Source organism: Spirosoma migulaei, assembly GCF_054776855.1.
On sequence record NZ_BAAHBG010000027.1, the window covers coordinates 188803 to 201250 of the forward strand.

Here is a 12448-nt window from a genome sequence, read left to right on the forward strand (position 1 = left end):
AATTATATATATAGGGACAGTTGTCCTGTCTGTCTATATAGGGCGGGGGCTGTCCGGCTGACCAGGTGGCTTAAAAAATTACTATTCTGAAAAAGACTCATGCCATTGTCGTTAGTCGTTTATAGAACTCTCCGTCATGTTCTAATTCTAATAAACCAAGCTCGATAGCCCCCTGGATTCGTCGGTTAGCCGTTTTGTCCGAACCTGCATCTTTGTCGTATTTACAAATAGCAGCTTGCAGATCTGCTTTGTTTAAAAAGGTCGTTTCTTTGAAACACAGCTTTAATAGACCTCCCAGAAACTCAGGATCTTTGTCTTTACCGGCTTTCTTCTGCGTTAGACGCTTGTTGTGTTCTTCAGTCGATACTGCATCTAATAGCACCATTCGATTAAGGTCTTCCGAATACCGGAAGTAGACATTATCAAAGTCATCCCCTATCCGGATCAGGCGGCTTTCAATGCTATGGGTTTTGGTTTCTCGATCTTTCCGAATGGAAATCAAACCCGCGCATTTACGCTCGATCTGACTACCTAAGTGACCTCGTACCGAACCCCCACCTTTATTTTCGTGAATGACCACTACCAGGCATGTATTATGACGGGAAGCCATCAGTGCGAGTTCTTCAATTAAGGCATTGGCCTTTTCTTCATCGTTTACACTGGGCAATAAGTCAGCAAGGCCATCTAATATGATTAAATGCGGGTCTAGGTCGTGAAATGTATCTCTTACGGCTTGTAGGCGCTCTTCGGTTGTTAGCTCCAACAGACTCAAAATATGTAGATTCTCCGGGCATTGACTTAGATTAGCATACCTTAACACCTTATCATGTAAATCTTGAGTGCTGCTCACATGCTGTTCGAAGTCTAAATACACTACATCGCGGTTGTCAGCCAGGGATGATTGAATACTGAGCGATTCAGTTGAGTTAGCAAATGCGGTCAGTGTTGTGGCGATCATAAAGCCAATGACCGTTGTTTTGCCCGATTTAGGAGGTCCAGTCAACGCTGAAATCATCCCTTGTAATCCATAGTATGCCTCTGAAATGCGAATCACCGGCTTGGGAGCCGGATGTTTCGTTTCATGGGATACGCCATACCTCTTTTTAAGACTGGAAAAAGATTGAGCTTTATCCGGCTGTTTACTTGCGCCAATACCCTGCTGTCCAGTCGGATATAGATTGTTCTTTTGTGTAGAACTCGGTAGATTTGCCACGGTAGATTTACTTTCCATTTAGGGCACTTTTCGAATAGGAATTACAAGTAAGCCCGCTCACTTTGGCCAGTGAGCGGGCTTTACAATAGGTAGCCAGTTAGTTTAAAGGAAAAACCGCTTTAAGTCGGTCAATCTGCCTTTCCTTCTCTCGAACCAAGCCCATTAAGGCCAGGAATTTTTCTTCCTGCAAACGGATGATTACATTCTGGTCACTAATCATGGAGGCTTGCAATTCCACAATAAACCAGGCTATTTGCAGGTCACTGGCTCCCGATCCAGGCATTAATTGATCCGTCCTCATTGCGCCTGACGGTTAGAAAAATTCCGAATGTCCCGGATTACAGCTTCCGGCTGTAATTGAGCATAGTGTCGCTCTGTCATGACAGAACTAGAATGGCCTAATACCTTAGCCACGGTATTAATTGGCACTCCATTGTTAATAAAGATCGTAGCGCACGTTCGCCGGGCAACGTGCGAAGAAAGTTGCTTTTTGAGATCAATAATTCCACCTAGCTGTTTGAGATAGTTATTCATCTTCTGATTAGATAACACCGGCAATAATCGCCCGCTCTGTTGGCAGTACGGATCACTAGCATATTTCCTGAGAAGAAGCTCTGCTTGGGGAATTAGTGGAATGATCGATGGAACGCCAGTTTTCTGGCGGTGCTTGATGATATAACGTTCCCCTTTAGTAGTCGTCATGATATGTGTAGACCGAAGGTCAAACACATCCCGATAGGACAAACCCGTATAAATTTGAAAGGCGAATACGTCACGTACACGAAGCAAAGCAGGAGCAAATATGTCTATGCTAAGTAGTTGATCCACTTCTTTCTCCGTCAGGATTTCGCCCATCTTAAACTCCTTTTTGTTGCGGTGAGTGGTAAATGGATTGTGTTCAATCCATCGATTATCTACAGCAAAAAAGAGCATCTGTTTAGCCGAGCTAACCAGTTTAATGGCGTAGTTATGGACAAACTTATGGTGCCGTTTCATCCAGGTTATGAACTTATTGGCATCGGCAGGCAGAATCTCATCCAAGGTCACTGTATTCCCATAGGTTTGTTGTAAGTAACTTAAAAACAGATGAGTAGCGCGTTTTTTTACATCGTAAGCACTATTGCCTATATCCCCGACAGTAACTCGCTCAAACTGAGCCGCTAAATGTTTCTCGATAGCCACTGATACCCTGACTGTAGATGGATCAGTCAAGGTCATACCTAGTAAGGCATCTCGAATAAGTTCGACTGAAATAGGCTGCTCTGTTAAAAGTAGCTGATGGTAAATCTGAAAAGCTGATGATTTCATCAGGCGCAACACCTCGGTTCCTTCCGGATTTCCGATGATAGCCACTGTGCTGTGATCGAAGAGTTGCCGATCCGTTCGAATACCGGTACTGACTATTAGTTCATGATCATTATAAACCAATTTGATGTAAACCACTAGATTTTTGTTTTTATCCAGAGTTGGCTTCCTCTTTGGCTGTTTGTACTTTCCTCGCAATTTGAAGGATACTGACAACCGGTTTGCACTTTGCTTAGGCTCACATCGGGCCTTACTAATCGCCATTGTTAAGCGAGTTTTCTTTAAATTTGCCATGTTTGACACGGTTAGATGGTTAAACAAAAAATGGCTCGGTCACTATTTGCAGTAGAGACCGGGCCAAACTCTTTAATAGCCGGTGGAATTCTCCGGATTTGGGCTCTGACTTGACACATTATTATTGACGGTTTGAAGAGCAGGAATGCCAAACAAACCGTTGCCATTCAGCCGATGATTGAGCTCATCCATATCCTGAATGACTTTACCAGGTGAAATCTTTGCGTAGTAAACCTGTGTGGTCAATGTGCTGGAATGCCCTAGCATCGCACTCACACTCTGCAACGGTACATTCTGATTGACCAAATAGGTAGCCAGGCTATTGCGAGCCACTTTCGTACTGACCGACTTATCCAAGCCACACATAAAGGCGATCTGTTTTAGGCTCCGGTTGAAGGGTGCGTTGGCCTGTAAAGGCAGCAAACGGCCATTGGTCATTACAGGCTCATATTTGGCTAATATGGTCAATGCAGGTGCAGTCAGCGGAATAGTGGCCGGAACTCTTGACTTGCGGGATAGCATTTTACGGCGGTACAAATGAATGAACTTCGCGCCGTCCTTTTCCGTCTTAATATGCTCATAACTAAGTCGTTCCACGTCAGAATAAGACAAGCCAGTTAGACACATCAGGAAGAATACATCTCGTACTGAGTCCAAGCTAGGAATGGCCAGTGGAAACGTGCAGAAGTTGCGTATTTCTTCCTCGGTAAGCGTCACCCGATCAACGGGGTCCATACTTCGCCGAAAATTGATAAACGGATTGCGATCAATCCACTCATTATCTAGCGCATAGTTTAAAAGCACCTTGGCATGCGAAGCCGTTGACTGAGCGACATTGTTGGAGAGTTTACGAGGTACCTGTTTGAGCCATCTGACATACTCTTTGATGTCAGCAGCTTTGAAATCAGTGATCCTTGCCTGGTATCCGTATTTCTGGACCGTAAATGCCCAAAAATCATTTGTCCATCGTTTGTTCTTCCAGTGAGTTCGTTGAACAATTTCGCCAATCGCAAGTCGCTCATTATCATAAGCAATCCATCGATCTACCAACTCCTTTACATTTGGTGTATTAGCAACTAGCACGTCCTGAGCAAAAAGCGCGTCCCGGATTGCAAACACGTCAATAGGTCTCCCAGCCAACCTACAGTCAGCAAACATCCTTTCAACTCGACTACGAAAGTCATGGAGCAAAGCGGTTTTCTGAACATCTCCTTTAACCTCTAATCGTTCAAGATCAATTGAGTCCCATGGTGCGATAATGCCAAGGCTGAATGGACCTGTGTACTTTCCTTGTTTTGATATATTGCCAGTAATGGTAGCATCAATACCATTTTTAATCCGTCTACGGCCAATAGTAAAGGGAGTGGCTGTAGATGCTCGCTCCGCCCCTTTCCTTTTAAAGGATTCCTTTTGCTTCAAAGAGCGGTCTGTTTTTAAGAGTTTCGCCATAAAATATTGATTTAAAGGATCTCTGTTACCGGAATCTCAAATAGATTGGCTAGCCGTTTAGCTTCTTCGGTGTACATCTTTGTTTCTCCCCGAAGGAGTTGGGCAAACCGCTTGCGGTTAATCCCGACGATAGAATAAAACTTCTTATCGGGCTTGAACTGGCCTGGGATTTTAGACTTGTAGGCTTCAAAAGCCTGTGCTACAGGAGCAACCATTGGTGTTTCCATACATTAAATTTGTTATTTTACGTACAACATTCGCAAAAAATACAATAACATGCAACAATTTGACAAAAAGCCTTCATCAAATTTGCCAATTATAATTAGCACTATTATGAATAGTATTGCACAAAAAAGACAATAGATGGATGTTACAGCCAACATTAAAGCTATAAGAGTTGCAAAGGGTGTTTCTCAAGCCGAGCTGTCAAGGCGGCTTGAACTAGATACATCCTCTTACCACCGTATAGAGAATAGAGGCAATAAGCTGAGTATTGAACAGGTAGAAAAGATAGCGACAGCTTTAGATGTGTCGTTTATGGAGTTACTTACTTGGGGAGAAGAGAAGGGATATGACACTCCTATTAACGATCTCCCCAAAAAACTACAGGAGCGAATTAATGGTAAGGAGAAAGAATTAGAAGAACAGATAAAGCAAAAGGACTATCTTATTAATCTTCAAAGAGATAAGATAACTGATTATGAGCAAATATTAGCTTCAGAAGCTTTCACTAATATATTGATGTATGCATTAGAAAATAATTATAACATAAATAGGGAAGTAGTGGATGTAGTGACTTCAGATTATAGTGCCATGTTAGCAACTTGGATTGATCCCGATGATCTAATGAAAATGTATAAAGAAGGTCTTATTGAGGATAATATCGTTTACAACGTTATAAAAAATCGCATTATAAGAAATGATGCCTTACTAAACTATACAAAATCTCTGGCCAAAATTGATCTTAACCAGGCACTCAATCCTAATCAATCAAGTTCACCTTCAGATTTTCAATCAGGCGAATCCAAATAATAATAGCTTTTAAGGTTAGATCATGTCATAATGTACATAACATTCCTCGTAAAACACTAACTATCATTAACTTACAAAAAAGTTAATGACACCGCTACTTCCTACAAAATTCTAAAAAACCTCAAATCAAGCTGATTTGAGGTTTTTTTTGCTACTGTATTGGATTACTGTATGTAAATTACCAAATACACTAACCAATATATCTACACTAAGAGTTACTCACTTAAAACTAAAAACTGCCATTTTATATATCATGGCTGCTTCCAACTTCATTATTTAGGTGTACTTCCGAAGGGATTCGAACGGGCATCTGATTACCAGTTAATTATATACTTTTTTATATAAGCTGTACCAAAATGCTATCAATACAAACCAATTGCATAACCAATCTCAGGACATCAAGAATTATTTACTTCCCCCACTCTAATAGTTGATATAATATAGGCCGACATCCTTAATTAAAAGGATTCAAGTAAATGAGCCTATTTTGAAAAGAACTGGAAGAGCATATTCGATTTGGGGGATAATGAGGATGTAAATCTGAAAATTCAGGATAACCCGTTTGTGATGATGTCTGAGGTGTCCAATGACAAGGTGAGGGTTATGCATAGGCTAGTGCTTCCAGACTGATTTCTTGATTCATAATCAGTCGAATGGTTGCTTGAATTAAGCCTTCTTTTTATGGATGCTTAATTTAAAATTCGGGCAAAATTGAATCTAGCTTAATCGTGGCCAGATATGGTTCCAGATTAATCAGATTTCTAAATGACCGGCAGGCAGTTACTGTGTTGAAATACATATTGGATGCGCTATTTCTATAAATAAGGAGCCAAGCGCATAGATTAGAACGCTGGAACTACTAATATTCAGAAGCGCACAAGAAACCAACAAAGCCATCAAAAACTAACTAAAGAGGTGAGTTGATTTACTTAAAAGCAGGAGCTACATTTGCCCAATACTTAACTTTAAAGTGAATAAATTTGTAACGATTCGGCTTTTCAAGACGTTTACACAGGTAGCCTACTATACCTTTTTGGTAGAAGGCAGAGAGCAGACTGAAACTGATGCCTTCTTCACTCATTTTGAAAATGATCCAGTGCTAGCCAATGATTTGAATCTATTAGTAACCTGGATTCAGGAAATTGGCCAAAACCGAGGGGCAAAAAGCCGCTATTTCCGCTTTGAGAATGATGCTTCGGCTCTGCCTCCTCCGGCCAGGATCATGGCTGAGTTGGGTAGTAGTTATTGTCAATTCCGCTTGTATTGTATTCGTCTATCGGATGAGATCGTCATCTTGGCCAATGGTGGACTAAAAACGAGTCAGACAGTGCAGAATAGTCCACAACTAATGGCTCACTTCCGATTTGCAAATAAAATGGCTCAACAACTCATTGAGTTGATCCAAACTGGCGAATTAGTGCTAGATGGGAAACAAATAGTGAATTTAGACATGATTGAACTACTCGATTAATTAAACTTACCTCTATGGACGCATTCGACCGTATTGCCGCTCGGACGCCCGATCAAACTCGGCGTTCAGTTCGTAAAATGCTAGATGTAGCTGATCGTATTCATGCTATTCTTGAGCAAAAGGGTATGACTCAGAAGGATTTGGCAGTTGCCCTCCACAAATCAGAATCAGAAATCAGTAAGTGGGTCAGTGGCACACATAACCTGGAGTTGAAGACAATCATTCGGATTGAGGAAGCTCTAGGTGAAGATATTTTAACAGTGCCTAAACCTCAAGCTATAGCTTGACGACCTTCACCGATCCGTGGATTTTTGCTCCCATACATACCAACGGCTATGTGCAAAACAGACAGCAACCAATACTTAAGTTGCTTTTTGAATTTGCTGAGATTAAAAAACAATAGAATAATTAGAGAGAAAATGACAAGTAGTACACAAAGAGCTGACCTACAGAATAAAATTTGGAAATAGCCAACGATGTACGTGGCTCAGCAGATGGATGGGATTTTAAATAATTTGTACTCGTAACACTTTTCTATCGGTTTATCAGCGAAAATTTTATCAATTACATTGATGGCGGTGATGAAAGCATCAACTACGCCGGTTTATCCGATGATGTAATAACGCAGGAAATAAAGGATGATGCCATTAAGACCAAAGGGTATTTTATCTACCCTAGCCAAGTCTTTATAACTATCGCCAAAACGGCCAATACCAACCCCAACCTGAATACCGACTTAAAAACCATTTTCGACGCCATCGAAAGTTCGGCCAACGGTTCATTTAGGTAAACCATCTTTTTACTCCTAACTATCGGCGCTGAGCATATATTCATCTAAAGCGAGAAAGAATTTATCCGGCAGGTTCAATACGGTCTATACGCCAAATGGCCTATCTTTCAACATGGATGCACACGTAGAATTTGACCCTCCTGAAGTACTACGGGATTCCATCAAGTGCTTTTGGTACGACCGAATAGACGTCGGAGAACACGAATCGAGTTTCGAGGTACAGCCGGATGGTTACGCAGAATTGATTTTCTATTTCGGAAGCGGCTGTAGTCTTGCGCACCACGGACGCTTGCAGCCGTTGCCCTCCCCATTTATGATGGGGTTACTCAATCAGCCGGCTGTTTTTTACACGAAAAACCAGTTAGAAATCCTTGGTATCCGGTGCTTTCCCTGGACCATATTCGATCTGCTTGGGCTACCGTCCGGGCAAGACGGCGTGCGCATCGTTGAGCATCCGATCGCCCGGCTTCAATCTACGCTGGATGAGTGCATCCATACGGGTAACATAGCCGAAGCAGTAAACCACCTAAACCAGTATTTTCTGGATGCCCGGTCGCAGGTCGGGGTCGACAGTACGTTGTTCAAAGCGGGTGTTGCCATACGGGAGGCAAATGGCACTATGCCAGTCAGCGACGTAGCGGCAGCCGCCCACGCAACGGTTCGTACGCTGGAACGGAAGTTCCGGCAATCGTCTGGCTATACGGTAAAAGACGTGTCGGGCCTGATTCGCTTTGAGCAGGTACGCAACCACTTATGGCTTCATCCAGATGCCAACCTGGCCGGTCTAGCGCATGAGTTAGGCTATACCGATCAATCGCACCTCAGCCGGGAATTCAAGCGCTATAGCGGCACCACGCCAGCGGCATTCGCCCGAAAGGCCAGGAAACAGGCGATGAACCGCGATTTTGTCGCGTTTACAAAAGATTGATGCAAGGGTAGTCCGGAATTTCGTGTGTTAATCAGGTTATCAATGAGCTGTTTAAACGTTCTAAATTTCGTTAAAACTGAATCGTTTTTGTCATCCCGACGCCAGGAGGGATCTCAAGCTCCATAATAGACGGGCTTGAGATCCCTCCTGGCGTCGGGATGACAAAAACACGCAAATTATAGCTAGAAAATGAACGTTTAAACAGCTTCGATTTAACCAGCCTCAATGCCTAAAAAGACGACATCCATTCCTGTTAATACGATGACTGACGAGTTCGGTGGTGATATTGCCATTGAAAAAACAACCATCGACGATCTTCACATGATTCAGGAAGCCGAACAATCCCATCGGCACGACCGTCATTCGTTCTTTCTGCTCGAACGTGGAACCGTTCACATCGACATTGATTTTCAAACGTATAAACTAGAGGCTTCGTCGGTCATTTACCTGCACCCCAATCAGGTACATCGCACCCGGATCGTTGACCATGCCACCGTCAGCAGTTGGGCCATCAACAACGAAAACCTGAATCCCGACTACCTGAACTTATTGGAAAGCCTCACCCCCGCCAAACCCTTGGTGTTAACGAACGAAACGTTTTCCCTTATTTCCGAAGCGGTATCGTTAGCCTTGAAATTTTCGGAACGGAAAGCCGATAAACTATATCATTCCTTACTCAAAGACAGTACCAATGCCCTGGTTGCCTTAGTTATTTCCCTGTATGCAGCCGAAACAACATCAACAGACAAGCTTTCGCGGTTCGATACGATTACCAAAGCCTTCAGGGAACTATTGGAGCGTAATTATACCACGGCCAAACGTCCGGCCGAGTATGCCCAAAGACTAAACATCTCTACGTCTTACCTGAACGAATGCGTTAAAAACACAACAGGCCATTCCGTTTCCCATCACATACAGCAGCGTGTTGTGTTAGAAGCCAAACGGTTGCTGTATTATTCCGATAAATCGGTGAAAGAAATTTCCGCTGAACTGGGCTATGACGATTACCCCTATTTTTCACGGCTGTTTACCAAAGTTACCGGTATGGCGGCTTTGGCGTTCCGAACCAAAAACCGCGATTAGTCCAATACTTACGCTGTATTGCCGTTTTTTATCCCTGCCAGACGCTGTTGCTTTGCATCGTCTAGTAAAAGCACATAAAAAATGGAATCAGTAAACGATAATCATATCGGGCGGAACACTGTCGCCCAACGAACCGCCCTCGTGTCGGGGGCAAGTTTTGCCGGCCTGTCAACAGCGTATTGGCTGAACAAATTGGGGTATCAGGTAACGGTTGTTGAAATCTCAAACGAACTTAAAAAGGGTGGTACGCCTGTCGACATACGCGGCAAAACCATAGATGTCGTTAAGCGTATGGGCATCTTTGCGCAAATTGAGCGAAACAGATTGGCCCCGAAACGGATGGAGTTTAAAAATGCGGACGATCTCACCGTAGGCTTCTTCCAGGAAGAAAACAGCGAGCCCACTCGTGCTGACGAATACGAAATCGAGCGGGATGTGTTATTGGCTATTTTATTCGATCTCGTCAAACAGGATGTTGAATTTATTTTCGGTGATAGCATCACAGCCTTACACGAAACAGAGAATACGGTACAGGCTACTTTTAAACATAGTCCGCAACGCGCCTTCGATCTGGTTTTTGGCTGCGACGGAATCCATTCGGCGGTACGACGAATCTGGTTCGGGCATGAAGCCGACTACGTACATTTTCTGGAGCAATATTTTTCGATCACCATTGTCAACAAGTTGCTGATCGACGATGACACGGCTCAGATGTATAATGTGCCCGATAAAGCTATTATGCTAAACGCGTACAACAACAAGACCGACATTGTGTTGTGTTTCCGTTCCGAAAACGAAATCCCGTATGATTATCGGGATGAGGAGCAACAACGGAAAATCATTCTGGAACAGTTTGCGGGAGAGGGCTGGAGAACGGCAGAGCTATTGGACGAAGTAATGCGTTCGAAAACGTTTTACTTCGATAAACTCTGTCAGGTAAAAATGCCATCGTGGACAAAAGGCCGAGTGGCGTTGGTGGGCGATTCCGGCTATTGTGCTTCACCGGCTGCGGGCCGGGGCGGATCGCTGGCCATAGATGGAGCGGCTGCGCTGGCGGATGCCTTTCAAAAACAGCATGGAGATTATGAAGCCGCCTTTCAGGCTTACAATACCGATTTCCGTCCGTTTATTGAGGAAGTTCAGGCCGAAGCCGTTCATGTTGGCCTAGAACTGCTTGTGCCAAGAACCGAAGAAGCTATTCAGAAACGAAACACACAACTAGCTGGTTTTTAGTATGTAACCAATTAAGCAGAAGTAGAATAGAGAAATTTTGTATGACGGCTGCGGCCCAGCCGTCATACAATGAAGTATTAGTAGACTTTTTGGACTGTTTTAAGCAACTCATGCGGATAGCCCATTTTTACAGCGCTGATAGCATCTAAACGCGCAATCTGATCAGGGCTTAGTTGGATCGATAGCGCGTTTATGCTTTCCGTGATGTGTGCAAGGGTTCTTGCACCGATTATTGGAAAACAGTTTTTGGTCAGCGTCCACCCTAAGGCTACCTGACCGGGCGTTGCGTCAACTTCGGTAGCAATCAATTCCAATTCGTCCAGTATGGCTTTGGTGCCCATATTCTCCTGATAACCTTCCGGGGCAGAACGTGTCAGGCGCCCTGTTGCCCCCTGGCGGTATTTGCCGGTAAGCAACCCACCTGCCAGGGGAGAATAAAGCATCGTACCCTGGCCAAAGTACCTGGCCATAGGCATCAATTCCCGATCGGCTGTTCGTTGCACCAGGTTATACTCGAGTTGCAAGGCGCTCAATGGAATTGTACTGGCAATGGCAGCAGCTTTCCACGCCGGAAAATTTGCCAGGCCGGTGTACAGCACTTTACCGGATTTAACCAGGTCTTCGAGCCCACGTGCAATTTCTTCAACAGGCGTTCGGCCATCATCATAGTGCGGCATGTAGAGGTCAATATAATCTGTCTTCAGACGTTTCAAACTGGCTTCAACAGATTGACGCATCGCTTTGCGATGGTTACCCTCATTGCTGGGCAACGGCTCAGTTTCACTGCTTCGGGTGTATTTGGTACAGATAATGAAATTGTGGCGCTCTGAGGCTATAAACCGCCCAATGATCTCTTCCGCTTCGCCAAGTTGGTATTGATCGGCCACGTCTATAAAATTGCCGCCTGCCTCGGCATAGGCTACCAAAATTTTCTGACTATCGTCGGGCGTAGCGCCATACCCCTTACGGCTACCCAGACTCGCGGCACCCAATACAAGTTCGCTGGCCGGTAAGCCGGTGTGTGTTCCAACTAGTTTATAGTTCATGATCCAAAATTCGATTGCCAGACTTGTTGAATCAAGTACGGCTAAATTTAGCCGTATCAAAAAAATGACAGAATAGAGGAGATTTGCAGGATGTACGAACGAAAATTGCCAATAGAACTGGATTGCGGACTGCACCTGTTCATGGAAGTGATGAATGGGAAATGGAAGATCAACTTGATCTGGTGCATACACAGTGGTATCAAAAGACCAGGTGAGTTGCAACGCCATATACCTAAAGCTTCCAGGCGGCTGCTTGATACGCAACTGAAACAGCTGACGGATCAAGGCATCCTGATCAAAACAATTTTTGATCAGCGACCAGCCAAAGTGATGTATGAGCTGACACCCCTGGGCGAAACGTTAATACCGGTAATCGAAATTGCTGCGCGTTGGGGGGAATCACACCGTGCTGTACTAGAGCCTTTGTTTCAATCGGCCAATTTTCTGAAGGCGTAACTAGTCGCAAACCACCTTCCTTTTGGCGCAAATGCACCTGCTGTGGGGAGCCCACCTATCTTAACTTTACTCAACCAATAACTGGACAGCAAACAACCATGAGTACGATCAACAATACCATCGCCGGACTCGAATTCGCACAAATCGG

At 44.1% G+C, this 12448-nt stretch carries 13 protein-coding genes; 7 read left to right on the forward strand and 6 right to left on the reverse strand.

Translation table 11 applies throughout. The annotated features are described in order from the left end of the window. Nucleotides 1-97: 97 nt before the first annotated feature. The 5 genes from ACYVGO_RS25645 to ACYVGO_RS25665 all read right to left on the reverse strand — a co-directional run bounded on the left by ACYVGO_RS25645 (nt 98) and on the right by ACYVGO_RS25665 (nt 4488). Nucleotides 98-1231: an AAA family ATPase gene (locus ACYVGO_RS25645; protein WP_460971718.1), complete on the reverse strand. Its 1134-nt coding sequence runs from the start codon at nt 1229-1231 to the stop codon at nt 98-100. A gap of 79 nt (nt 1232-1310) precedes the next feature. Next, the gene (locus ACYVGO_RS25650) at nt 1311-1514 is read right to left on the reverse strand and encodes a hypothetical protein (RefSeq protein ID WP_460971719.1); all 204 of its coding nucleotides are present in this window, start codon (nt 1512-1514) and stop codon (nt 1311-1313) included. Next, complete coding sequence (locus ACYVGO_RS25655) at nt 1511-2656, reverse strand: site-specific integrase (protein WP_460971720.1); 1146 nt, start codon at nt 2654-2656, stop codon at nt 1511-1513. Before ACYVGO_RS25655 ends, ACYVGO_RS25650 begins: the two co-directional genes overlap by 4 nt. A 228-nt stretch (nt 2657-2884) precedes the next feature. Next, nucleotides 2885-4261, reverse strand: coding sequence for a tyrosine-type recombinase/integrase (locus ACYVGO_RS25660; protein ID WP_460971721.1), 1377 nt, complete (start codon nt 4259-4261; stop codon nt 2885-2887). An 11-nt stretch (nt 4262-4272) separates the two neighbouring features. Continuing rightward, nucleotides 4273-4488, reverse strand: a complete 216-nt coding sequence (locus ACYVGO_RS25665; RefSeq protein ID WP_460971722.1) for a hypothetical protein — start codon at nt 4486-4488, stop codon at nt 4273-4275. 136 nt (nt 4489-4624) lie between these two features. Here ACYVGO_RS25665 and ACYVGO_RS25670 point away from each other — a divergent pair, with 136 nt between their 5' ends. From ACYVGO_RS25670 to ACYVGO_RS25695, 6 genes are all read left to right on the forward strand, one after another. Further along, complete coding sequence (locus ACYVGO_RS25670; protein WP_460971723.1) at nt 4625-5293, forward strand: helix-turn-helix domain-containing protein; 669 nt, start codon at nt 4625-4627, stop codon at nt 5291-5293. A 970-nt stretch (nt 5294-6263) separates the two neighbouring features. Continuing rightward, a complete protein-coding gene (locus ACYVGO_RS25675) occupies nt 6264-6764 on the forward strand; it encodes a hypothetical protein (protein WP_460971724.1) in 501 nt (166 codons plus the stop codon). 14 nt (nt 6765-6778) lie between these two features. Continuing rightward, nucleotides 6779-7051: a helix-turn-helix domain-containing protein gene (locus ACYVGO_RS25680; protein ID WP_460971725.1), complete on the forward strand. Its 273-nt coding sequence runs from the start codon at nt 6779-6781 to the stop codon at nt 7049-7051. A 615-nt stretch (nt 7052-7666) separates the two neighbouring features. Then, nucleotides 7667-8482, forward strand: coding sequence for a helix-turn-helix domain-containing protein (locus tag ACYVGO_RS25685; protein WP_460971726.1), 816 nt, complete (start codon nt 7667-7669; stop codon nt 8480-8482). A gap of 225 nt (nt 8483-8707) precedes the next feature. Further along, the gene (locus ACYVGO_RS25690) at nt 8708-9565 is read left to right on the forward strand and encodes a helix-turn-helix domain-containing protein (protein WP_460971727.1); all 858 of its coding nucleotides are present in this window, start codon (nt 8708-8710) and stop codon (nt 9563-9565) included. Between the two features lie 81 nt (nt 9566-9646). Beyond that, nucleotides 9647-10798, forward strand: coding sequence for an FAD-dependent monooxygenase (locus ACYVGO_RS25695; protein ID WP_460971728.1), 1152 nt, complete (start codon nt 9647-9649; stop codon nt 10796-10798). Nucleotides 10799-10875: 77 nt separating this feature from the next. Here the strand turns inward: ACYVGO_RS25695 and ACYVGO_RS25700 are convergent, their stop codons facing one another. Next, nucleotides 10876-11844 carry an aldo/keto reductase gene (locus ACYVGO_RS25700; protein ID WP_460971729.1) on the reverse strand — a complete coding sequence of 323 codons (969 nt, stop codon included), beginning with the start codon at nt 11842-11844 and terminating at the stop codon, nt 10876-10878. A 90-nt stretch (nt 11845-11934) separates the two neighbouring features. Here ACYVGO_RS25700 and ACYVGO_RS25705 point away from each other — a divergent pair, with 90 nt between their 5' ends. Further along, nucleotides 11935-12300, forward strand: a complete 366-nt coding sequence (locus ACYVGO_RS25705) for a winged helix-turn-helix transcriptional regulator (protein WP_460971730.1) — start codon at nt 11935-11937, stop codon at nt 12298-12300. The last annotated feature ends 148 nt before the right edge of the window (nt 12301-12448 follow it).

Coding starts and splice junctions, on each gene's coding strand:
- ACYVGO_RS25645 (WP_460971718.1), bottom strand. CDS start 1,231: ATGGAAAGTAAATCTACCGTGGCAAATCTACCGAGTTCTACACAAAAG.
- ACYVGO_RS25650 (WP_460971719.1), bottom strand. CDS start 1,514: ATGAGGACGGATCAATTAATGCCTGGATCGGGAGCCAGTGACCTGCAA.
- ACYVGO_RS25660 (WP_460971721.1), bottom strand. CDS start 4,261: ATGGCGAAACTCTTAAAAACAGACCGCTCTTTGAAGCAAAAGGAATCC.
- ACYVGO_RS25665 (WP_460971722.1), bottom strand. CDS start 4,488: ATGGAAACACCAATGGTTGCTCCTGTAGCACAGGCTTTTGAAGCCTAC.
- ACYVGO_RS25670 (WP_460971723.1), top strand. CDS start 4,625: ATGGATGTTACAGCCAACATTAAAGCTATAAGAGTTGCAAAGGGTGTT.
- ACYVGO_RS25680 (WP_460971725.1), top strand. CDS start 6,779: ATGGACGCATTCGACCGTATTGCCGCTCGGACGCCCGATCAAACTCGG.
- ACYVGO_RS25685 (WP_460971726.1), top strand. CDS start 7,667: ATGGATGCACACGTAGAATTTGACCCTCCTGAAGTACTACGGGATTCC.
- ACYVGO_RS25690 (WP_460971727.1), top strand. CDS start 8,708: ATGCCTAAAAAGACGACATCCATTCCTGTTAATACGATGACTGACGAG.
- ACYVGO_RS25695 (WP_460971728.1), top strand. CDS start 9,647: ATGGAATCAGTAAACGATAATCATATCGGGCGGAACACTGTCGCCCAA.
- ACYVGO_RS25700 (WP_460971729.1), bottom strand. CDS start 11,844: ATGAACTATAAACTAGTTGGAACACACACCGGCTTACCGGCCAGCGAA.
- ACYVGO_RS25705 (WP_460971730.1), top strand. CDS start 11,935: ATGTACGAACGAAAATTGCCAATAGAACTGGATTGCGGACTGCACCTG.